The following is a 20859-nucleotide window of genomic DNA, read 5'->3' as shown; positions in this document are numbered from 1 at the left end:
ACCCCTCCTTCATTTGGTTCGGGTATTACCCGAATGAATACTCGCTAGAGTGATCCTCGATGAGCGAACCTGTCAAGAGCCGACGCCCCTACCGCTCCCGACTTCGCGAGGAGCGTGCCCGCGCCAACCGCGTGGCGATCCTGCGGGCAGCGCACCGTCGCTTCGTCGCCGACGGCTACCCCCGCACGTCGGTGGCCTCCATCGCGGCCGACGCGGGCGTCAGCGAGGACCTCGTCTACGTGCTCTTCGCGACGAAGCGCGGCCTGCTCGTCGAGGTGCTCAACTTCTCCGTCACCGGCGAGCTCGACAGCCCTGTGGTCCTCGAACAGCACGGCCCCCAAGCCGTCCGCGCAGAGAAGGACCAGCGTCGACAGATCGAGATGTTCGCGGCCGACATCAGCCGGCGCACCGCCAGCGCGCGGCCGATCGACGACGTCATGCGCTCGGCGGCGCTCGTCGACGAGGCGGTCGCCGAGAAGCGCCGCGAGATGCACGACACCCGACTCGCGAACCTCACCCAGTTCGTGACCTGGCTCGCCGCCAACGGCCCACTGCGAGAAGGACTCTCAGTGGAGGAGGCGGCAGCCACCGTGTGGACCCTCACCGGTCCCGACGTGCACCGGCTGCTCGTCGACGAGCTCGCTTGGGACCACCAACGGTATGCCGCGTGGGTCCGGCGCACCCTCGAGGACTCCCTCCTCCCGCCGCCGCCGTCTCGGACGTCCGCTGGCGAGACCGCTGAGCTGCCCGGCCCTGGCCTCTAGAGGTCGAGGTCGGCCCAGATGGCCGCATGGTCGGAGGCGGCATCCTGCTCACGCTTCAGGGTGGGATACATCTCCCACTTACCGGAGGCTGTCCACACCCCCGCCCGATGCACTCCCGCAGCCGTGATCGTCGCGAACAGGGCGGGCGAGCAGAGGATGTAGTCGATCTTGTTGGTCTTGGCCGCCGTGCCGTAGGTGCCGGGCCGGCCGAGGTCGTCGAACCCCGAGAACGTGGACACGTCGCGCAGGTCGCTCGGCTTCGCGGCGACACCCGTCCCACCGGACCCCAGCAGCGGAGCGAGTGCCGAGCTCGTCGGGTGGTCGTTGAGGTCGCCGACCACAGCGACGAGGTCGAAGCCGTCGGCGCGCCGCTGCTCGTAGATCTCGCGCACCCGCTGGGCCTGGCGCTTGCGCCGGGCGGTCGCCTCACGCCCACCGTAGCCCTTGGACTTGAAGTGGTTGACCATGACGACGAGGGTGCGGCCGTCGCCGAGCGCGATCTCGAACTCGGCGCAGTCGCGGCTGAAGACCGGGCCCGCCAGGTCGGCGTCGTCGACGTGGCTCGTGATGCACCCGATCGGCAGGTCGCCGCGGGTGAGCAGGCCGACGTCGATGCCGCGCTCGTCGTTGCCGTCGATGAGCATGACGTGTCCGTAGATGCGCCCGCCGAGCGGGGCGAGCTGGTCGGCGTTGAAGTGCCGCAGGGCCCAGCGGTCCTCAGCCTCGACGACGCCGAGCACGTCGGCCCCGACGTCGTGCACGACCTGGGCGGTATGCCGCACGGCGAGGTCGGTGACCGTCGTCCGCTTCATCTCGAGCCAGCCGATCCAGTCGCCGCGTCCGTCGGCGACCACCGTCACCGTGCCGTTCGCCGACCGGCGCAGCAGGCGGCCGCGGTTCTGACGCAGGAGGAAGAGGGCCGTCTCGTCCGACGCCGTGAGGCCGAGCGTGTCGAGAAGGCGCAGGATGGCCGTCTTGTCAGCGGCCGCGTAGACCTGCTGCTGGAGCAGCTTCGTCAGCTCGGTGTAGGCATCGAGCAAGGGCCTCGCATCGCTCCACTCCGACGAGGAGAGGACCTTGGCCCGGTCGAAGAGGTTCTCGACGTTGTAGGAGGCGATGCGCATGACCCCTACGCTCCCACGGGCGGCATCGGAATCTCCGGCAACCCGGGCGTCTCGGACAGCCCGGTCAGAGGACCACCCCGCGGGCGCACGACAGCGAGGAACACTGCGGCCACGAGGGCCGTGACGCCGCAGATCGCCCAGACCGTGAGGTAGCCCGTCAGCGACGCGTGAGCCGTGGCCTCGGCATCGACGCTGCCGGTGGAGGCGAGCGCGATGGCGAAGACGCTCGAGGCGAAGGCCCCACCGATCGTCTTCGTCGTGTTCGTCATGCCGGTCGTCAGCCCCGTGTGCGTCGGCGGCGCCGCTGCCGCCGCGGCGGTCGGCAGCCCGGCCACGAGCGCCCCCGAGCCCAGTCCGGCGATCACCATGTTGGTCATCGTCTGCGCGAGCGTGTCGTGGAAGGGCAGGAAGAGCAGGTAGCCGACTCCGACGAGCACCGCGGCCCCGACCATCGCGGCCCGGGTGCCGATGCGACGACCGACGACGTGGAGCAGCAGGGCCCCGACCGCGAGAGAGAGCACGTAGCCGCCGATGATGATCGAGACGCGCCCCGCCGAGGCGCCGAGGCCGTAGCCCGTCACCTCCGGGTCGGTGCGCGCGAAGGTCGACAGCGGGATCTGCGCACCGAGCACCGACACCCCGAAGAGGAACGCGGTCGCCTGGACGGGCCACTGCCCCGGCGCACCCAGCACCCGCAGGTCGACGAGCGGCTCCGGGTGCGCGAGCTCGACCCGCGCGAACGGCACGAGGGTGGCGACGCCCGCGAGGACGAGCAGCCATGGCCAGGCGCTCGCGGGCCCGACGATCCGCAGCACGACGAGCCCGGCCATGACGAGGCCGAGCGCGAGGGTGATGAGCGTGAAGCCTTGCCAGTCGACGCGGCCGTGAGCCAGCACGGGCGACTCCTCGACACCGAACCAGATCGCGACGAGGGCCAACGTGACAACGACGGCCGGCACCGCGAGCAACGCTGTCATGCCGAGGGACTCGGCGAGGGCACCGCTCGCCAGGGCGCCGACGATGACGCCGATCTCGAGGCCCGCGACGAGCAGACCGGCCGCCCCGCGCACCCGCGACTCCGAGCCACCGGTGCGGCGGTGGATGATCGCCACCTCCATCGGCAGCCACACGACGTAGAAGCCCTGGAGCGCCCAGGCGACGAGGAAGAGCCCGAAGCTCGGCGCGAACGCGACGCCCCACGACGCGGCCGCCGTGACGACGGTCGACAGCAGCAGCACCTTGCGGTGCCCGATGAGGTCGCCGAGCCGCGCGAGCAGCGGCACGACGAGAGCCGAGACGATGAGCTGGGCGGCCTCGAACCAGTTGACGTCGGCGTCCTTGATCGACAGGTGCCGGGCGATGTCGGTGAAGATCGGCGTGTAGTAGCCCTGCAGCACGCCGCTGGCGAGCTCGACGCAGATGAGGAAGCCGACGACCTTCGTGATCGGGCTGCGCGCCATGGCGCGGGCGGCATCGGTGACAACCGTGCTGTCGGACATACGGATCCTTCTCTGGCTCAATGAATCTCAGTCACAGCGACTCGAGGAGCCGCCGATACCACCGCACCCCGTCGAGCAGCGCCTCGACCCCGATGCGCTCGTCGACACCGTGGATCGAGGCACGCTGCGCCGTCGACATGCGGAACGGCGTGAAGCGGTAGACCCGCGGCCACACCCGGTGGAAGTGCCGCGAGTCGGTGGCGGCCAGCATGACGTAGGGCACGGGCACGATCCCCGGGAAGACGTCCTCGAGCGTCGACTCCAGCACGCGGTATGCCGCATCGTCCGTCGGCGACACCGGGCTGGGCTCGTCGCCGCTGACGAGCGTCACCTCGACGCGGGGGTCGCCCACCGTCTTGCGAACTCGCTCGATGGCACCGTCCACCGTCTCGCCGACCATGACGCGCATGTTGACGTGCGCGCGCGCCGTCGCCGCGATGACGTTGGCCCCGGGCGAGCCCGAGAGCTGCGTCACCGCGACGGTCGTGCGCGTGAGGGCTGCGGTCTCGTGGCCCAGCCGGGCGAGCACCTGAGCGAGCACCGGGCGCAGCAGCCGGGCGTGCGAGAAGACCGCGCCGTACGGCATACGGGCGTGGGGGGCGACGTGCTCCATCATCTCGACGGTCGCGTCGGGCAGGTGCGCCGGGAACGGCCGCTTCTCGAGGCGCGTGATGGCCCGGGCGAGCCGGGCCGTGGCGCCACCCCGACGGGGAGCCGACGCGTGGCCGCCGTCGCCGCGGGCGGTGAGGTCGACATCGACCGTGCCCTTCTCGGAGACCCCGACGACGGCGATCTCGGCGTCGACCCCGGGCAGCACCCCCTCGACGATCGCGCCGCCCTCGTCGACGACGAACCATGGCTCGACGCGCCGCTCGCGCAGGATCGCGACCGCGTCCTTGGCCGCTCGGCCAGAGATCTCCTCGTTGCAGCCGAAGGAGAGCCACACGTCGCGTGCCGGCACGACCCCCTCGGCGACGAGGTCCTCGACCGCCTGGCAGATGGCGACGAGCGATCCCTTGCAGTCGAGCGCCCCACGGCCCCAGATGAATCCGTCGACCATGTCGGCGGCGAAGGGCGGATGGGTCCACCCGGACGGGTCGTCGACCGGCACGACGTCGAGGTGGGCCATGAGCACGACCGGCGCCTCACGCGTGCGCCCCACCCACCGCACGAGCAGGGCGTCGCCACTGATCCGCTCCACCTCGCACGTGTCGTGCAACCGGGGGAAGCGCCCCCGGAGCTCGTCGAGAAGCGCCGCGAAGGCCGCCCGGTCCTCCTTGCCGCCGTCCCAGTCCGAGACCGTCGGGATGCGGATGAGCGCCTGCAGCGCCTCGACCGCGGGCTCCCCGTTGCTGCGTCGCATGCCGGGAGCGTATGCCGTCCGGCTCGCCGGGTGCGGGGAATGCTGTCCCCGCCCGCGGCCGTTCCCTCGACATGGCTGACTACGGGCACGAGCTGCAGTTCGGGGTCTTCGCGAGTCCGGAGGTGGCCCGCGTGCACGACACGCTCGAGCTGGCCCAGCTCGCCGACGTGCTCGGACTCGACCTCTTCACCGTGCAGGACCACCCGTACAACGCGACGCACCTCGACGCCTCGACCCTGCTGACGGCCGTGGCATCCCGCACGTCGACGATCCGGGTCGCCCACAACGTCGCGAACCTGCCCCTGCGGCCTCCGGTCGGCCTCGCCAAGGAGATCGCCACCCTCGACATCGTCAGCGGTGGCAGGGCCGAGCTCGGCCTCGGCACGGGCGCCTTCTGGGATGCCATCGTCGCGGCCGGCGGAGAGCGGCGCACTGCCAAGGAGGCTGTCGACGCCCTCGTCGAGGCGATCGGCATCATCCGCGGCACGTGGGGCCAGGACCCGGACCGCCGGGGCGAGCGCTCCGTCACCCGCCGCGGCGAGCACTACTCCGTGGCGGGCCTGCACGCCGGCCCCGCGCCGCTCCACGACGTCGAGATCTGGCTCGGCGCCTACAAGCCGCGCATGCTCCGGGTCACCGGCCGGCTCGCGGACGGCTGGCTGCCGAGCATGGGCTATGCCGACCCGTCCGCCCTCGGGGAGATGAACGCGACGATCGACGACGCCGCAGCCGAGGCGGGCCGCGGACCCCTGGCGATCCGGCGGATGTACAACGTGTTCGGCCGCTTCGGCACAGCCGGAGGCTTCCTGCAGGGCACGGCGGACGACTGGGCCGAGCAGCTCGCCGGGCTCACGCTCGAGCTGGGCATGAGCACCTACGTGCTCGGCAGCGACGACCCCGACACGGTGCGCCGCTTCGCCGACGAGGTCGCCCCTGCAGTGCGCGAGCTCGTGCAGGTCGAACGGACCCGACGGGCTGCCGGCCCGTCCGCCGGCGTGCCGGGCGTCCCTCACCCCGCCCCATCGGTCCGCGCGGGGAGCGGCGAGGGCGCGGCCCTGGCCGTCCGGCCCACGCCCGACGACGGCAGGCGCCTCAGCCCGTCGCTACCGTGGCGCGAGGACGACCGGCCGGTGACCGCGAAGCCCGACGACACGGCATACACCCCGGCACAGCAGGCGGCGCCGCAGCACCTCATCGACGTGCACGACCACCTGCGTGGCGAGCTCGCCCAGGTCCGTGACGTCATCGACCAGGTGCGGCGGGGCCTGCTGTCCGTCGGCCAGGCCCGCTCGGTCATCAACACGATGACGATGCGCCAGAACAGCTGGACCCTCGGCGCCTACTGCGAGTCCTACTGCCGGATCGTCACGGGGCACCACACCCTCGAGGACCGCAGCATCTTCCCGCACCTGCGCCGCCGCCAACCGAGCCTCACTCACGTCATCGACCGCCTCGAGCAGGAGCACCACGTCATCGCCGACGTGCTCGAGCAGGTCGACGAGGCACTCGTCGGCATGGTCGGGTCCGACGGCTACGGCACGGCAGGCCGCGAGGCGCTCGACGAGCTCCAGCGGGCCGTCGACCTGCTCACCGACACGCTCCTGTCGCACCTCGCCTACGAGGAGCGCGAGCTCGTGCACCCGTTGGCGCAGCACGGCTTCGGCTGACCGACGCAGGCGAGCCCCCGGACGCGGCGGAGCCCGCCCCCGGTCGTATGCCGTGGGGCGGGCTCCGTCGCGTACCGGCAGCTCAGGCGCTGGCTGCGGCCGCTCCGTGCTCGAGCGACTCGACGACCGCGCCGCAGAACTGCGGAAGGTCGTCGGGGTTGCGGCTCGTGATGAGGTTGCCGTCGGTGACGAGGGCCTCGTCGACCCACTCGCCACCGGCGTTGCGGATGTCGGTCTGCAGGCTCGGCCACGAGGTCACCCGACGGCCCTTGAGGACGTCGGCCTCGACGAGGGTCCACGGCGCGTGGCAGATCGCCGCGACGGGCCGGCCCGACGCCACGAAGTCGCGGATGAAGCTGACCGCCACGTCGTCCGTGCGCAGCGCATCGGGGTTGGCGACGCCGCCGGGCAGCACGAGCGCGTCGTAGTCCTCGACCGTCGCGCTGCCGACCGTCACGTCGACGTCCTTCGTGTCGCCCTTGTCGAGGTGGTTGAACATCTGGACCGTGCCGGTCTCGGTGCTGACGAGAACGGCGTCGTGACCGGCGTCGGTCACGGCCTTCCACGGCTCGGTGAGCTCGACCTGCTCGATGCCCTCGGGGGCGACGAGGAATGCGACCTTCTTGGACACGGTGCCTCCTGGTGTGGCTGGTGTGGCTGAGGTGAGCAGCGGCGAGGCGCTGCGGGATGGATCGTCGGTGGCGCTCTGCGTGCCTCCACCTCGGCCCGTACCCACCTCGCCGCGAGGCGCACCACGCCGCCCGCAGAGGGGTCCGGGGGCCGCTTACGTTTGACGAGGGCGGCGAGGTCGGGTTGCGTGTCCGGATGACTGTCATCGGCTTCCACTGTTCCCACGAGCAGATCGACCCCGCCACCCTGCTGCGCGACGTGCAGCACGCGGAGGAGGCGGGCTTCACCGCGGGCATGTCGTCCGACCACCTCGCACCGTGGAGCGCCCGGCAGGGCGAGTCCGGCTTCGCGTGGTCGTTCCTCGGGGCCGCTCTCGCCGCGACGTCGCTGCCCTTCGGCGTCGTCACGGCACCCGGCCAGCGCTACCACCCCGCCATCACGGCACAGGCCATCGCGACGCTCGCACAGATGTTTCCCGGCCGCTTCTGGGCCGCCCTCGGCTCCGGTGAGGCCGCCAACGAGCGGGTGACGGGTGCCGCCTGGCCCCGCAAGGAGATCCGCGACGCGCGCCTTCGTGAGTGCGTCGACGTCATCCGCAGGCTCCTCTCCGGTGAGGAGGTGAGCCACGACGGGCTCGTCACCGTCAACCGGGGCCGCCTGTGGACCCTGCCGGAGTCCGTGCCGCCTCTCGTCGGCCCCGCCGTCACCCCCGAGACCGCGGCACGGCACGCGGAGTGGGCGGATGCGCTCATCACCGTCAACCAGCCGCGCGACGCCCTCGAGAGGGTGCTGACGGCATACCGCGACGCCGGCGGACGCGGGCCCGCACGGCTGCAGATCCACCTCAGCTGGGCGCCGACCGAGGACGACGCCCTGGCGATCGCCCACGACCAGTGGCGCAGCAACGTGCACGGGCCTCCCGTCGCGTGGGACACCGAGACCGTCGAGGCCTTCGACCTCATGGGCGAGCACGTGACGCCCGAGCACGTCGCCGAGGTGGTGCGCGTGTCCGCCGACCTCGGGCAGCACACTGCCTGGCTGCAGGAGTACGTCGACCAGGGCTGGGACGAGCTCTACCTCCACTTCGTCGGCAAGGAGCAGTCACGCTTCATCGACGCCTTCGGAGAGCACGTGCTGCCGCAGCTCGACCCGACGGCGCCGCCACCCGCCACGACCGCCACGCCGGCCGTCGAGCGCGAGGAGGCCCGCGCATGATGTACTCCCAGACCGGCGACCTGTGGTGGAAGAACGCCGTCCTCTACTGCGCTGACGTGCAGACCTTCGCCGACTCCAACGGCGACGGGCAGGGCGACCTGCGCGGCATGACGGAGCGCATCGAGTACCTCGCCGACCTCGGTGTGACCTGCCTGTGGCTCATGCCGCTCTATCCGACCGCCAACCGTGACGACGGCTACGACATCACCGACTTCTTCGGCGTCGACCCGCGCCTCGGGAGCCACGGAGACTTCGTCGAGCTCGTGCGCACGGCACGCTCGGCGGGCCTGCGCGTCATCGTCGACTTCGTCATGAACCACACGAGCGACCAGCACCCGTGGTTCAGGTCCGCCTGCCGCAGCACCGAGGACCCCTTCCGCGACTACTACGTGTGGTCGCCGACGAAGCCTCGCTCGAGCAGGAAGGAGGTCGTCTTCCCGGACGCCGAGGACAGCATCTGGGAGCTCGACGAGCGCACGGGCGAGTGGTACCTCCACCACTTCTACAAGACGCAGCCAGATCTCAACGTCGCGAATCCGGCTGTGCAGGAAGAGATTGCCAAGACCCTCGGCTTCTGGCTCCAGCTCGGAGTGTCCGGCTTCCGCGTGGATGCCGTGCCCTTCCTCTTCGCGCGGGACTCGGTGCCCGGGGTCGACGACGCGGAGGCGTTCAACCCCGACCGCTACCTCGGCGACGTCCGCTCCTTCGTCACGCGCCGGGTCGGCGAGGCGATGCTCCTCGGTGAGGTGAACCTGCCCTACGAGGAGCAGAAGCGCTTCTTCGGCGGGGCCGACGGCGACGGGCTCAACATGCAGTTCGACTTCATCGGGATGCAGCGCCTCTACCTCTCGCTGGCGCGCGCTGACGCCACTCCCCTCGCCGACGCCCTGCGGGAGCGGCCGGCGCTCGACGTCACGAGCCAGTGGGCGAACTTCGTGCGCAACCACGACGAGCTGACCCTCGACAAGCTGAGCAAGCGGGAGCGCACGGAGGTCTTCGACGCCTTCGGCCCGGAGCCCGAGATGCAGCTCTACGACCGGGGGCTGCGCCGTCGTCTGCCGACGATGCTCGGTGGCGACGAGCGCCGGATCCGCCTCGTCTACTCCCTGATGTTCTCGCTGCCCGGAACGCCGGTCCTCTTCTACGGCGAGGAGATCGGCATGGGCGAGAACCTCGACATCGAGGGCCGCCTCTCGGTGCGCACCCCGATGCAGTGGTCAGCCGCGTCCAACGGCGGCTTCTCCACAGCGCCCGCCGCCAAGCTCGTGCGCCCGCTGCCCGAGGGTCTCTACTCCCCCGACCACGTCAACGCACTCGACCAGCGTCGCGACCCCGACTCGCTGTGGAACCACATGCGCCGCCTCATCCGCATCTACCGGCAGATGCCGCAGATCGGCTGGTCCACGGTCGAGGTGCTCGACCACGACCAGCCGTCGGTGCTCGCGCACGTCTGCCACTGTGACAGCTGGCGCATGGTCGCCCTGCACAACCTCGGTCCCGACACGTGCACGGTGACGCTCTCGCTCGACGACGTGCCCGAGGGCGCCGTGCTGCGTGACGCCCTGGGCCACGGCCCGGCCAGCGACGAGGACGTGCCCGTCGTGTCCGGCACTCCGGTCGAGCTGCGGGTCGAGGGCTACGCGGGTCGGTGGCTGCGCCTGCTGGGCCCGGGAGAGGAGTGCTACCTCTGACCTCAGGCACCTCGCAGTCGGGGGCCGGATCGCGAGCGGCCGGGGCTAGCATCGGCTCCATGGCCCCAGCCCCGGTCGTCGCGCTCGTCCCCGGCATCTGGCGCATCCCGCTCGTGCGCGACTTCGTCAACGGTTTCATCCTGCGCGACGACGACGGGCAGGTGACCCTCGTCGACATGGGCCTGAAGCCCTCGGGTCCCAAGGTCATCGCGGCCCTCGCCGCCATCGGGTCGGCACCGTCCGAGGTCACCCGCCTCGTGCTGACGCACGCCCACCCCGATCACGCCGGGGGCGCGGCGCACGTCGCTGCCGCGACGGGCCGGGGCTTCGACATCCACGCGAGCGACGCGGCATACGCCCGCGAGGGGAGCTCGCCCCCGCGCGACCGCAGCTTCCTGCTCGGCCGGATCTTCGACCTCCTGTCGCGCGGCCAGGACTTCACGCCGGTGCCGGTCGAGCGCGAGCTCGCGGACGGCGACGTGCTGCCCGTCGTCGGGGGGCTGCGGGTGGTCCACACTCCCGGGCACTCGCCGGGGCACATCTCGCTGCTGCACGAGCCGACGCGCCTGCTCATCACGGGAGACGCCATCTTCAACGTGCGCCGGCTCCGCTGGCCGGTCCGCGCCTTCTGCACCGACTTCGCCATGACGAAGCGCACGGCTGCGGTGCTCGGAGAGCTCGACTACGACCTCGCCGCCTTCACCCACGGGCCCGAGCTGCGCGACCACCCGCGGGAGGCGATCCGCGGCTTCCTCGCGCGGGAGCGGCTGGCCTGAGCGGCGGGCGCGCCCTGACGCCCCGGACGCCCGCTGCCGTATGCCGTCCGGCTGGGTCAGCCGACCGTCTGCGGCGCGCGCCGGCGGGTGATGTCGGCGCAGTCGAGGCAGACCTCCTCGGGCACCAGGCCGAGACGCATGAGCACGGCGAAGAGGCGGCAGCCGACGCAGAGGCCGAAGGCGGCCTCGAGGAGCGGGAAGAGCACCATGATCGCGCCGATGACGACAACGGCGGTGATCGCAGCACCTGACCCGGTGGCGAGGTGCACGATCCAGAGCGCGGTCGCGGCGACCGTCATGACGGCGCCGATGGTCGCCGCGAACCGCTTCGGCGGGCCTGCCGTCGGACGCTTCGCCGCGGGCACGGCGGGTCGGATCCACCGGGACACGAGCAGGGCGAGGGGGCTGGCCTTCGGTCCGAGCGCGGCCCGCAGGGTGAAGTCGACGGCGAGCACGGCATAGAGCCACCACTGCTGGGTGCCGAGGGCGACGACGCCGATGACGAGCACGACGGCGGCGATGAGACGGACGGTCACATCGTCGACGACGGCGGGGAAGCGCGAGGAACTCATGGCCGACATTATTGAACACATAACCCTGCCTTATCCAATCCCGTTCGACATCCGGATGCTCGTCCCGTGCCGTGGGCGTCGGACGGCGGGCCTACGCTGTCGTCCATGGCCCTGCACATCGGATCGCACGTCGACCAGGAGGACCCGATCGCGGAGGCGCAGGCGCGTGGCGCCACCCTGTCGCAGTTCTTCCTCGGCGACCCTCAGAGCTACAAGGGCCCCGTGGTGCGGTATGCCGCCGGCGCCGCCGCGCTGCGGGCCGACGCCGAGGCCGCGGGGATCGACCTCTACGTCCACGCGCCCTACCCCATCAACGTGGCCAGCCTCAACAACCGCATCCGCATCCCCGGGCGCAAGCTGCTCCAGCAGCACCTCACCGCGGCCGCCGAGATCGGCGCCAAGGGTGTCATCGTGCACGGCGGCCACCTCGGCGTCGACGAGGACGCCGCCACGGGCTTCGACAACTGGCGCAAGTGCATCGACGGGCTCGACCTCGCGGTGCCGCTGCTCATCGAGAACACGGCCGGAGGCGACAACGCCATGGCCCGCCGGCTCGAGGCGATCGCGCGCCTGTGGGACGCCATCTCGACGGCTTCGGGCATCGAGGACGTCGGCTTCTGCCTCGACACGTGCCACGCCTTCGCAGGTGGGCTCGACCTCGGCACCGTCGTCGACGACATCCGGGCGATCACCGGACGCATCGACCTCATCCACGCCAACGACTCCCGCGACGAGGCCGGCTCGGGCGCCGACCGCCACACGAACTTCGGCTCGGGCACGCTCGACGGTGCGGCCGTCGCCGCTCTCGTCAGGGCTGCGGGCGCTCCTGTCGTGTGTGAGACCCCGGGCGGCCTCGACGGACAAGCGGCCGACATCGCCTGGCTGCGGTCCCAGGTCGGCTGACCCCGGACGGGCACCACGGGCGCACCTTCGCGGAACCTGACCCGTCAGGCGCCGGAGCGGCCTACCGTGAAGGTGACCCACCGGTCGGGGGCCAGTCCGGTGGCCGCATCCAGAGGAGGATCATGCGCATCTTCACCGCCCTTGCCACGTCAGCCGTGTCCGCTGCGGCGCTGGCCCTCACGCTCGCGGCGCCGTCGGGAGCGGTGGGCACGGATCGGGCCTCGGGGCCCGAGCCGCACGCTGCCGCAACGACGCTGGCGGAGCAGCGCCGGGTCACCGACTACTGGACCTCGGCACGGATGAAGAGCGCCATCCCGCGGGAGAACGTCTACGTGCCCCGGAAGGGCAAGCCCGGCACCGGAGGTGGGAGCGCCACGGCGGTCCAGGTGCCCGCGAGCCCGCTGTTCGGAAAGGTCTTCTTCACGGAGAAGGGCCTCAACTACGTGTGCTCCGGCACGGTCACCGCGAGCTCCACGGGCTCGCTCGTGACGACGGCCGGCCACTGCGTCAACGAGGGCCCCGGCGCCTACGTGACGAACTTCGTTTTCGTGCCGAAGTACGAGAACGGCAACCGCCCCTACGGCACCTTCACGGCGAAGAGCCTGGTGACAACGGACGAATGGCGCACGAGTGGGGACTTCAACCACGACATCGGGTTCGCCACGATGAACACCCTGAGCGGAAAGACCCTCGTGGGAGCCGTGGGGAGCTCGTACCCCATCGCGTTCAACAAGGGCTACAACCTCACCTTCGACGCCTACGGCTACCCTGCGGCAACGCCCTATGACGGCCAGACGCTCTGGCGCTGCTCCGGCCCCACGACGAAGGACACGAGGGGCTCGACCGACAACCGGCTGCCGTGCAGCATGACGGGCGGTTCGTCCGGTGGAGGCTGGATCACGGGCGGCTATCTCAACTCGCTCAACTCGTTCGGCTACCGCGGCGAGAAGAACGTCATGTACGGCCCGTACTTCGGCACCGTCGAGCAGACGCTCTACCAGACGGTCGACTGACCGGCGACGAACACCGGGCCCCGCAGCAGAACGGCCGAGCCCGGGGAGCCGCCCCCTCTGGGCTGAGTCGTACCGTGACTCAGCCCCATCAGCGGAGAGTCGCCTCCGGTGGTGGCGGCAGGGCCGGCACGGACTCGACATCGGTCATCCGGTCGGCCAGCAGCACGGCCACCCGCAGCTGCTCCCGGGTCGGGCGCACGACGTGAGTCGAGGCGACGACGCGGAAGTGACCGAGCGGCATACCGTTGCGAGCCACCGGCACAGCGGTGCACGCCTCCGTGGGGAGACCCGAACGCGCCACGGCGAGCGGTCGCCCGCCGACGAGCACGTCACCGTCGGCGTCGACGACGGCGTCGAGCTCGGACGGGTGGGCAGCCACCCACTCGCTCCGGTCGGCTCCGAGGGTGTGGGTGATGGCAGCCGAGATCGCCTCGGCCCGGGCCGCCTCGCTCGTGTCCGGCGGCAGGTCGAGCAGATGGGTCAAGCCCTGGATGTAGCCGTCGCGGCGGAGGGCGGCGGCCTGCTGGCGACGACCCCAGAGCGCGATCTCCGTGACGGCGAGTCCTACGACGACGAGGACGATCGCGAGCTCGAGGTCGCCGCTCTGGTGGATCGAGAACGAGTAGTAGGGCTCGGTGAGGAAGAAGTCGAAGCTGCCCGCAGCCGTCAGCGCGGCGAGGACTCCGCAGATCCGGTCGCCCGTGGCAGCGGCGGCCACCACCGTGAGGACGAGGACCATCGCCGCCGTGCTCTGGTCCAGGCTGTCGCGCAGCAGGGCGAGCACCGCACCCACGGCAACCGGCAGCAGAGCCGCGGCCCAGCGTGCCCACGCCCGGTGGTCAGCCAGCCAGTTCCTCGTCATGCTCCCAGCACACACCCGCCCGAACGGCCGTGACGAGCTTTCGCCCAGACTCTGACGTGATCTTGACGGGAACGTTCTATCCCGCCGGGGTGGGTGCCGCTGGCGTCGCGCCCATGCTCAGCACCTGCACCTTCACGACCTCCGACGTCGACGTGACCGACTACGCCCCCGCCATCGCGACGGGACTGCCGAGCGGCCACCTGCGGATGACCAAGACGTATGCGGGGGACTTGGCAGGTCGCAGCGTCACCCAGTTCACGTCGGCCTTCGACCAGGAGCGCGGCGTCGGCACCTACGTCGCCCTGGAGTCCTTCGAGGGCACGGTCGACGGCCGGCGAGGGGCCTTCGCCTTCGCGCACGCCGCGTCGACCAGCGGCACGGACCGCTTCAACGAGTACGGCGTCATCGTTCCCGAGAGCGGCACCGCGGAGCTCGCCGGCATCACCGGGACCGTGCGCCTGCGCATCGATGCCGACGGCACGCATTTCCTGGACGTCGAGTACGAGCTGCCCGGCGGGGCCTGACCCGGCGCCGGACTCAGTCGGTCGTGCGGCGGATGAACGCCCGCACGGCCAGGGGAGCCACCACCGCCGTGATCGCGACCGACCAGAGCACCGTCGTGAGGACCGGGTAGTGCAACGGGAGGGCCGCGTCCGGCAGCGCCGCGGGCCCGTTGCCCCACAGCTCACGCATGGCCTGCACCAGAGCGCTGATCGGGTTCCACTCGGCGAGGGTGCGCAGCCAGCTCGCCATGCCGACGGTCGGCGCGAAGGTGTTCGCGAGGAAGGTGATGGGAAAGATCGTCGTGAACATCAGCCCGTTGACAGCCTCCGGCGAGCGCATCGACGAGCCGACGAGGATGCCCACCCAGATCATCGCGAAGCCGAAGAGCAGCAGCAGCCCGAAGGCGAGCAGTGCCTTTCCGACGCCGTTGTGGATGCGCCAGCCGATCGCCAGACCCGTCACGGACATGACGAAGATGCCGATGCTCGAGTGGATGATGCTGTAGATGCTGCGCCCGACGAGCACCGACCCCCGGGAGATCGGCAGCGAGCGGAACCGGTCGATGATGCCCTTGCCGAGGTCCATGTTGAGGCCGATCGCGACGATGAAGGCGGAGAAGGCCATCGTCTGGGCCATGATCCCGGGCATGAGCCACTCCCGGTAGATGAAGCCGGGGATGACGATCGACCCGCCGAAGACGAAGGCGAAGAGCAGGACGAACATCACCGGCTGGATGGTGACGTCGGTGAGCATCTCGGGCTGGCGCTTGATGTGCTTGAGGCTGCGCCAGACCATCGTCGTGACCTGGCGGACGAAGCCCGGGGGCTGGAAGTCGTGGGGGGCGGCCGGCGCCACTCGGGTGGCTTGCTGGACTGCGGAGTCGGTCATGACTGGCTCTCCTCGCTCTGCGTGCTGGGAGACGGGCTGGACGTGGTGTCGGCGGTGGCACCGGCCGGTGGCTCCGCGCGGTGGCCGGTGAGGCTGAGGAAGACGTCGTCGAGGCTGGGACGCTGCAGGCCGAGGTCGTCGAGCACGATCTCGCTGCGCTCGAATACCGTCGCGACCCGCGTCATGTCGGACAGGCCGTCGGCCGGGGCGGTCAGCTGGCGGGCCGCCACGTCGACGTGCACCTCGGGCACGTGGGAGGCGAGCAGCGCCCGGGCGGCCTCGAGCTGGTCGGCGTGCGACACGGTGAGCACGATGGCGGCCTTGCCCGACTGGTCCTTGAGCTCGAGCGGCGTGCCCTGGGCGATGATCCGGCCGTGGTCGATGACGACGATGCGGTCGGCGAGCTGGTCGGCCTCCTCGAGGTACTGGGTCGTCAGAAGCAGGGTCGTGCCGTCGCGCACGAGGCTGCGCAGCACCTCCCACAGCTCGACGCGGCTGCGCGGGTCGAGGCCCGTCGTCGGCTCGTCGAGGAAGAGCACCGGAGGCGTCGCGATGAGGCTGACCGCGAGGTCGAGCCGCCGACGCATGCCGCCGCTGTAGTCCTTGATGACCTTGTCGCCCGCATCGGTGAGGGAGAAGCGCTCGAGCAGCTCGTCGGAGAGCTGCCGGATCGCGGCCTTGGGCAGCCCGTAGAGCGACCCCATGAGGCGGAGGTTCTCGCGGCCGGTCAGCAGCTCGTCGACGGTTGCCGCCTGCCCGGTCAGGCCCATGCTGCGCCGCACGGCCTCCGGCTCGCGGACGACGTCGTGCCCGGCGACACGGGCGGTGCCGCTCGTCGGCTCGCTGAGGGTCGTCATCATGCGAACGGTGGTCGTCTTGCCGGCGCCGTTGGGGCCGAGCAGACCGAGGACCGTGCCCTGAGGCACGGTGAAGCTGACGTCGTCGACGGCCGTCATGTCGCCGAATCGCTTGACGAGGTGCTCGGCCTCGATGGCCGCACCGGAGGATCTGGCACGCCCCGAGGGCGCCGTGGAGGTGAGGGTCATGGTGAGTGCTCCCGAGAGTGAGGGGTCCCTGTCTCGGCGACGATAGGGACGACCACTGACACTCTACGTTCGGTGTGCACGCCGTCAACATAGTTTCGGGTGGGGGCCGTCCCGCCATGAGGGCCGGCAGGGCACTTACGCCGACGGCGTAGGCGGACCCGGCCCCACGGCATACGGCGCGTGCGACGCTGGGAGGGCCTCGACGATCGGAGAGTCCCATGAGCACCACTGCCCGCCCCTCCCCCCGCAGCCCGCGGCGTCCGCTGCTCCGAGAGGTCTACGGCCGCCTGCTCCGCGGTCTGCGCACCCGGCAGGGGCGCACCCTCGCGGAGGTGTCGGCCCGCGCCGGCGTCTCCCTCGCCTATCTCTCCGAGGTCGAGCGCGGGCTCAAGGAGCCGTCGTCGGAGGTGCTCGAGGCGATCTGCGTCGCCCTCGGCTCGAGCGTCACCCTGCTCGTCGGCGCGGCGCACCGCGACCTCCGCGGCCTCGCGGCGCTGCCCGTCGAGGCTCTCGAGGAGGGCGTCGTGCTCGACCTCACGGCCGCTCGACCCGACGACGCGGCCGACCGGCGGACCGGGCGTGACCTCGCCCCCCCGACGCAGATCGACAGCCCGGCCCTGCTGCTGGCCGCGTAGGTGACCGAGCGGCGACGACGGGCCCCTCCGCCGTCGTCGCCGCTCGCCCGCGCAGCCCTCCGTGCTACGGCGTCAGGTGGCTCACCCGCGTGGACCAGTTGCCGAGTGCCGTGCGAAGGCCCGGGCCATGGCTCGCTCCCGCACAGGTGCCGAGCAGGTTGTCGCCCGAGCCGCCGAAGAACGGGCCGCCCCACGTGGTGTAGTCACAGGCGTGGGCGACGTACTCGCTCGCGATCCACACCGAGGAGCCGTCGACCGCCGCGGCGCTGTAGTCGCCCCAGCGGGTGCGAGGCGGGTTGCCGACCTGGGCCTTGTAGCTCGTGAAGCCGTCATCGGTGGCCGCGCCCTGCGCCGCGATGGAGATCGGACCGGCCCCCACGAGGGCGTCGATCGGGGCGTACGCCGCGCTCGGGAACGTGTCGCCGTCCGTGTAGCTAAACGCCATCACCCCACGGCCGCTCGGGGTGACTCCGATCGCGGGGTAGGTGAGGTCAGCCCCGGCCCTCCCGAGGTAGCCCTGCAGGGCCATCTTCGCCGTGAGGGAACCGGTTGCCATCGACGGCTTGACGATGAACCACGCGATGCCGGCCCGCTGCGCTCCACCCTCAGGGTTGAGCGCCGTGTCGAGGGCACCCCACAGCTTGCCGTTGGCGTACATCACCTGCTGCATGCGGGTGTCGTTCGAGTCGGGCCTGGAGACCACCTCGTTGTGCGCGCTGGCACCCACGAGGAGCCTCCAGCACCCGACGCCCGCGATCGTCGCGGTCGTCGTGTCGTTGATGCAGTGGCCCTGTGGCGTCGCGGTGGTGGGAGCCGTGCCCGCGCCCGGCTGCTGCGCCTTGGGCGGGATGGCGTACGCCTCGGAGCCGAGCACCTTGGCGCTCAGGGAGACGGCCGGGCTGGACGTGTTGAGCGACGACGTGTTCGTCAGGGCCCAGACGACGACCTGGCTCGACTCGTAGGTGCCTCCCGTGCCCGCCGTGGGATGCGTTGCCTCGTCGGCCGCGTTGGAGCTGAGGAAGTACTCCGTGCCCCCTGCCGCCGTCTCGAACGAGGTCGTCCCCGGCGACTGCGCCGGCCAGACGGTGAAGCCCGGCTGCGTGGCGCCGGCGTCGCTCGGCGCCGCCACCATGCCGGACGTGTCGAGGTGGGTCACCGACACGCTCGGCGCCCCGGTGGCCAGCTGGGCCTTGGGAAGGGCGTAGATCTGCGCGCCCGCGAAGCCGTTGGCATTCCACGGGTAGGCGTTCGTCGTGATGTAGACGCCGTTCGCGTCGGCCCCGATGTGCGGATAGTCGCCGAGGTAGGGGCCGGGGTTGACGCCACCGGTGTTCGTGCCGTCGTTCGTCACGTCGAACCGGTAGATGTTCCACGCGCCCGTCGGGCTCGCGGTCTGGCTGACCGCCATGTCGATGTGGTTCTCGAGCGTGAGCGCGCCGCTCGGCAGCGTCTCCAGGGTGAGCACGGCGACGAAGAAGCGCTGCGTGGCTGCGTCGAAGAGGCAGACGGGGTCGGTGATGCTCTGGGCCCGCACACCCGTCGAGCGGTTGATCGCCGGTCCGTAGCCGAAGAACGAGTTGAGGTCGACCGCGTGGTGGACGTCCCTCGGGTAGCCGGCCACGATGTTGCTGGCCGTGTTGTCCGGCAGCACGGAGGCGCCCGACGTGTCATAGACGTTGAGCACGTCGTTGACCGCCTCGAGGACGTGGCCGTTGCCGACGCAGAGGGCCTGGTCGGGGGGCTCGACGGTGAACTGGTTCCCGCCACGCGCATACCGCTGCTGGTAGAGGTTGAGGCCCTCGAAGGAGCCCTTCAGCGCGGGGTTGGACTTGGCCCTGGCGCCGCTCTTCACCCCGATGCTCCTGCCGCTGCTGTGACCGTTCGACAGGCTGCGGTCGGTGATGGTGCCGGAGTAGGTGGGCCCAGCGGCCTCGTCGTCCGTCTCACCGACGAACTCCGCCTGGGTGACGTCACCCTCGCCCGAGGGGGTGAACGCCCCGGTCGTGGCCGTCGAGGTGCCGACGAGCCGCGCTGAAGCGCCCGGTTCCGCCTGTGCCTGGGTCCCCGACATGCCGAGAGCGGCGAGCGCGAGGACGGGGACGGTGATGGAGCTGATGCGCCGGAGGCGCGACCTGCGTGAACTATCCATGGTCTCCCTTTCGAGGAGGTGGATCCCGTCCACGGGGCATCGATACCCGAGTCGCGAGGCGACGGTGCGCCGAGGAGGGAACGAGGACTGTTGTCGACTGGACGTCTGGGAAGGCCCTCGGCGACGGGTCTCTCGGCCGTTCACAGGAAATCTTGCACCACCTGCTCGTCGCTGTCCCCCGAACGCAGCACCCCGTCGACGCGTCGCCTCGCACCTCGGCGCACGGTCAGCCCGGCGCCACCTGGGCCTCGGCGGCTCGCTCGACGACGTGGTCGACGATCCCGAAGGTGACGGCCTGCGCGGCGGTGAGCACCTTGTCGCGGTCGGTGTCGGCCCGCAGCTGCGCCACGCTGCGACCCGTGTGCCGGCTCAGCACCTCCTCGACCTGCGCGCGCACGCGGAGCAGCTCGTCGGCCTGCAGGGCGAGGTCGCTCACCGTGCCCTGGCCGCCGGCCGACGGCTGGTGGAGCAGCACCCGCGAGTGCCGCAGGGCGAAGCGCCGCCCCGGCTCGCCGGCAGCGAGCAGCACCGCGGCCGCCGACGCCGCCTGCCCGAGGCAGTAGGTCGCGACCGGCGTCGGCACGAACTGCATCGTGTCGTAGATCGCCATGAGCGCGGTGAACGAGCCACCGGGGCTGTTGACGTAGAGGGAGACCTCCCGGTCGGGCGCCACGTCCGCCAGGTGCAGCAGCTGGGCCATGACGACGTTGGCGACCCCGTCGTCGATCTCGGTGCCGACGAAGATGATCCGTTCCTGGAGGAGCCTGCTGTAGATGTCGAAGCTGCGCTCGCCGGCCGGGGTCTTCTCGATGACGTAGGGGATCGTGTAGCTGCTCATCGCAGGCCCACCTTCCGCTCGACCCCCGCCGGACGCACGTCCGCGAGCGACGCGACGACGTGGTCGACGATGCCGTATGCCGCCGCTTCAGCAGCGCTGAACCAGCGGTCGCGCTCGCTGTCGCGGGTGATCTGCTCGACCGTCTGGCCCGTGTGCTCCGACTGGAGCTCGTTGACGCGCTGCTTGATCGCCTTGAGGTTGGCGGCCTGCACCTCGACGTCGGCCGCCGTGCCCTGGATGCCCGCAGAGGGCTGATGCATCATGATCCGCGCGTTTGGCAGCGCGAAGCGCTTGCCGGGCGTGCCTGCCCCGAGCAGGAACTGGCCCATCGAGGCAGCGAATCCCACTGCGAGAGTGGAGACGTCGTTGGGGATGACCCGCATGGTGTCGTAGATCGCGAGGCCCGCGGTCACCGACCCTCCGGGGCTGTTGACGTAGAGGCTGATGTCGGCCCGCGGGTCACGGGCCGAGAGCAGGAGGAGCTGGGCGGTGATCCGGTTGGCGATCGGGTCGTCCACCTCGGCGCCGAGGACGATGATCCGCTGGTGGAGCAGCTGCATCGACAGCTGGTCGTCGAGCGGGCCGTGCATGAGGGTCTCGGTCATGTGACCCAGCGTGGACGGCATACCCTGGCGCGGGAATGCCGCTCTGCCGCAGGCAGATTCGCCGAGAGCGTATGTCGCGCCGCTGATATCGCGTGGCGAAGCGGCCGCGGCTGGA

The 20859-nt window shown here is 71.1% G+C and carries 20 protein-coding genes; 9 read left to right on the top strand and 11 right to left on the bottom strand.

The annotated features are described in order from the left end of the window. The first annotated feature begins 59 nt into the window (after positions 1 to 59). On the top strand, positions 60 to 764 hold the full coding sequence (locus tag FBY41_RS20300) for a TetR/AcrR family transcriptional regulator (protein ID WP_141846592.1): 705 nt from the start codon (positions 60 to 62) through the stop codon (positions 762 to 764). On the opposite strand, the gene FBY41_RS20295 is transcribed toward FBY41_RS20300, so the two are convergent. Genes FBY41_RS20295 through FBY41_RS20285 form a run of 3 tightly spaced genes read right to left on the bottom strand, consistent with a single transcriptional unit; the run spans position 761 to position 4750 of the window. Then, positions 761 to 1888: an endonuclease/exonuclease/phosphatase family protein gene (locus FBY41_RS20295; protein ID WP_141846590.1), complete on the bottom strand. Its 1128-nt coding sequence runs from the start codon at positions 1886 to 1888 to the stop codon at positions 761 to 763. The genes FBY41_RS20300 and FBY41_RS20295 overlap by 4 nt on opposite strands. Before the next feature lie 5 nt (positions 1889 to 1893). Beyond that, the gene (locus tag FBY41_RS20290; RefSeq protein WP_260439943.1) at positions 1894 to 3387 is read right to left on the bottom strand and encodes an MFS transporter; all 1494 of its coding nucleotides are present in this window, start codon (positions 3385 to 3387) and stop codon (positions 1894 to 1896) included. Between the two features lie 31 nt (positions 3388 to 3418). After that, positions 3419 to 4750, bottom strand: coding sequence for a M20/M25/M40 family metallo-hydrolase (locus FBY41_RS20285; RefSeq protein ID WP_141846588.1), 1332 nt, complete (start codon positions 4748 to 4750; stop codon positions 3419 to 3421). Positions 4751 to 4821: 71 nt separating this feature from the next. On the opposite strand from FBY41_RS20285, the gene FBY41_RS20280 reads away from it, so the two are divergent. Beyond that, positions 4822 to 6417 (top strand): LLM class flavin-dependent oxidoreductase, encoded by a 1596-nt coding sequence (locus tag FBY41_RS20280; protein ID WP_141846580.1) that lies wholly within the window; start codon positions 4822 to 4824, stop codon positions 6415 to 6417. 82 nt (positions 6418 to 6499) lie between these two features. Here the strand turns inward: FBY41_RS20280 and FBY41_RS20275 are convergent, their stop codons facing one another. After that, positions 6500 to 7048, bottom strand: a complete 549-nt coding sequence (locus tag FBY41_RS20275; protein WP_141846578.1) for a type 1 glutamine amidotransferase domain-containing protein — start codon at positions 7046 to 7048, stop codon at positions 6500 to 6502. Between the two features lie 194 nt (positions 7049 to 7242). Between FBY41_RS20275 and FBY41_RS20270 the strand changes: the two genes are divergently transcribed. From FBY41_RS20270 to FBY41_RS20260, 3 genes are read left to right on the top strand one after another with little or no spacing between them, the layout of a single operon-like run. After that, entirely contained in the window at positions 7243 to 8262 is a 1020-nt protein-coding gene (locus FBY41_RS20270; protein ID WP_141846576.1) for a TIGR03885 family FMN-dependent LLM class oxidoreductase, read from the top strand. Next, a complete protein-coding gene (locus FBY41_RS20265) occupies positions 8259 to 9953 on the top strand; it encodes an alpha-amylase family protein (protein WP_141846574.1) in 1695 nt (564 codons plus the stop codon). The genes FBY41_RS20270 and FBY41_RS20265 overlap by 4 nt, the downstream gene beginning before the upstream one ends. A 59-nt stretch (positions 9954 to 10012) precedes the next feature. Continuing rightward, positions 10013 to 10729: an MBL fold metallo-hydrolase gene (locus FBY41_RS20260; protein WP_141846572.1), complete on the top strand. Its 717-nt coding sequence runs from the start codon at positions 10013 to 10015 to the stop codon at positions 10727 to 10729. A gap of 56 nt (positions 10730 to 10785) precedes the next feature. Here the strand turns inward: FBY41_RS20260 and FBY41_RS20255 are convergent, their stop codons facing one another. Beyond that, the gene (locus tag FBY41_RS20255) at positions 10786 to 11301 is read right to left on the bottom strand and encodes a DUF4395 domain-containing protein (protein ID WP_141846570.1); all 516 of its coding nucleotides are present in this window, start codon (positions 11299 to 11301) and stop codon (positions 10786 to 10788) included. 105 nt (positions 11302 to 11406) lie between these two features. On the opposite strand from FBY41_RS20255, the gene FBY41_RS20250 reads away from it, so the two are divergent. Together FBY41_RS20250 and FBY41_RS20245 are read left to right on the top strand one after the other, a co-directional pair. Continuing rightward, positions 11407 to 12204 carry a deoxyribonuclease IV gene (locus tag FBY41_RS20250; protein ID WP_141846568.1) on the top strand — a complete coding sequence of 266 codons (798 nt, stop codon included), beginning with the start codon at positions 11407 to 11409 and terminating at the stop codon, positions 12202 to 12204. Between the two features lie 122 nt (positions 12205 to 12326). Further along, positions 12327 to 13217, top strand: a complete 891-nt coding sequence (locus FBY41_RS20245) for a trypsin-like serine peptidase (protein ID WP_260439942.1) — start codon at positions 12327 to 12329, stop codon at positions 13215 to 13217. An 88-nt stretch (positions 13218 to 13305) separates the two neighbouring features. Here FBY41_RS20245 and FBY41_RS20240 read toward each other — a convergent pair whose 3' ends face one another. Further along, positions 13306 to 14079 (bottom strand): DUF4118 domain-containing protein, encoded by a 774-nt coding sequence (locus FBY41_RS20240; RefSeq protein ID WP_141846566.1) that lies wholly within the window; start codon positions 14077 to 14079, stop codon positions 13306 to 13308. Positions 14080 to 14135: 56 nt separating this feature from the next. On the opposite strand from FBY41_RS20240, the gene FBY41_RS20235 reads away from it, so the two are divergent. Next, positions 14136 to 14603, top strand: a complete 468-nt coding sequence (locus FBY41_RS20235) for a DUF3224 domain-containing protein (RefSeq protein ID WP_260439941.1) — start codon at positions 14136 to 14138, stop codon at positions 14601 to 14603. A gap of 13 nt (positions 14604 to 14616) precedes the next feature. On the opposite strand, the gene FBY41_RS20230 is transcribed toward FBY41_RS20235, so the two are convergent. Together FBY41_RS20230 and FBY41_RS20225 are read right to left on the bottom strand one after the other, a co-directional pair. After that, a complete protein-coding gene (locus tag FBY41_RS20230; RefSeq protein WP_141846564.1) occupies positions 14617 to 15471 on the bottom strand; it encodes an ABC transporter permease in 855 nt (284 codons plus the stop codon). Then, on the bottom strand, positions 15468 to 16517 hold the full coding sequence (locus FBY41_RS20225; protein ID WP_141846562.1) for an ATP-binding cassette domain-containing protein: 1050 nt from the start codon (positions 16515 to 16517) through the stop codon (positions 15468 to 15470). Before FBY41_RS20225 ends, FBY41_RS20230 begins: the two co-directional genes overlap by 4 nt. 218 nt (positions 16518 to 16735) lie before the next feature. On the opposite strand from FBY41_RS20225, the gene FBY41_RS24190 reads away from it, so the two are divergent. After that, positions 16736 to 17152, top strand: a complete 417-nt coding sequence (locus FBY41_RS24190) for a helix-turn-helix domain-containing protein (RefSeq protein WP_141846560.1) — start codon at positions 16736 to 16738, stop codon at positions 17150 to 17152. A 64-nt stretch (positions 17153 to 17216) separates the two neighbouring features. Here the strand turns inward: FBY41_RS24190 and FBY41_RS20215 are convergent, their stop codons facing one another. The 3 genes from FBY41_RS20215 to FBY41_RS20205 form a co-directional block, all read right to left on the bottom strand. Then, positions 17217 to 19301, bottom strand: coding sequence for a hypothetical protein (locus tag FBY41_RS20215; RefSeq protein ID WP_141846558.1), 2085 nt, complete (start codon positions 19299 to 19301; stop codon positions 17217 to 17219). Positions 19302 to 19527: 226 nt separating this feature from the next. Further along, a complete protein-coding gene (locus FBY41_RS20210; RefSeq protein WP_141846556.1) occupies positions 19528 to 20139 on the bottom strand; it encodes a ClpP family protease in 612 nt (203 codons plus the stop codon). Then, positions 20136 to 20744, bottom strand: a complete 609-nt coding sequence (locus tag FBY41_RS20205) for an ATP-dependent Clp protease proteolytic subunit (protein WP_141846554.1) — start codon at positions 20742 to 20744, stop codon at positions 20136 to 20138. Before FBY41_RS20205 ends, FBY41_RS20210 begins: the two co-directional genes overlap by 4 nt. Positions 20745 to 20859 lie beyond the last annotated feature (115 nt).

Origin of the sequence: Humibacillus xanthopallidus, from assembly GCF_006716675.1 — a bacterium.
GTDB classification, from domain to species: Bacteria; Actinomycetota; Actinomycetes; order Actinomycetales; family Dermatophilaceae; genus Humibacillus; species Humibacillus xanthopallidus_B.
Note: the sequence above shows the minus strand (reverse complement) of the source record. Positions and strands in the feature narration are given on the sequence as shown.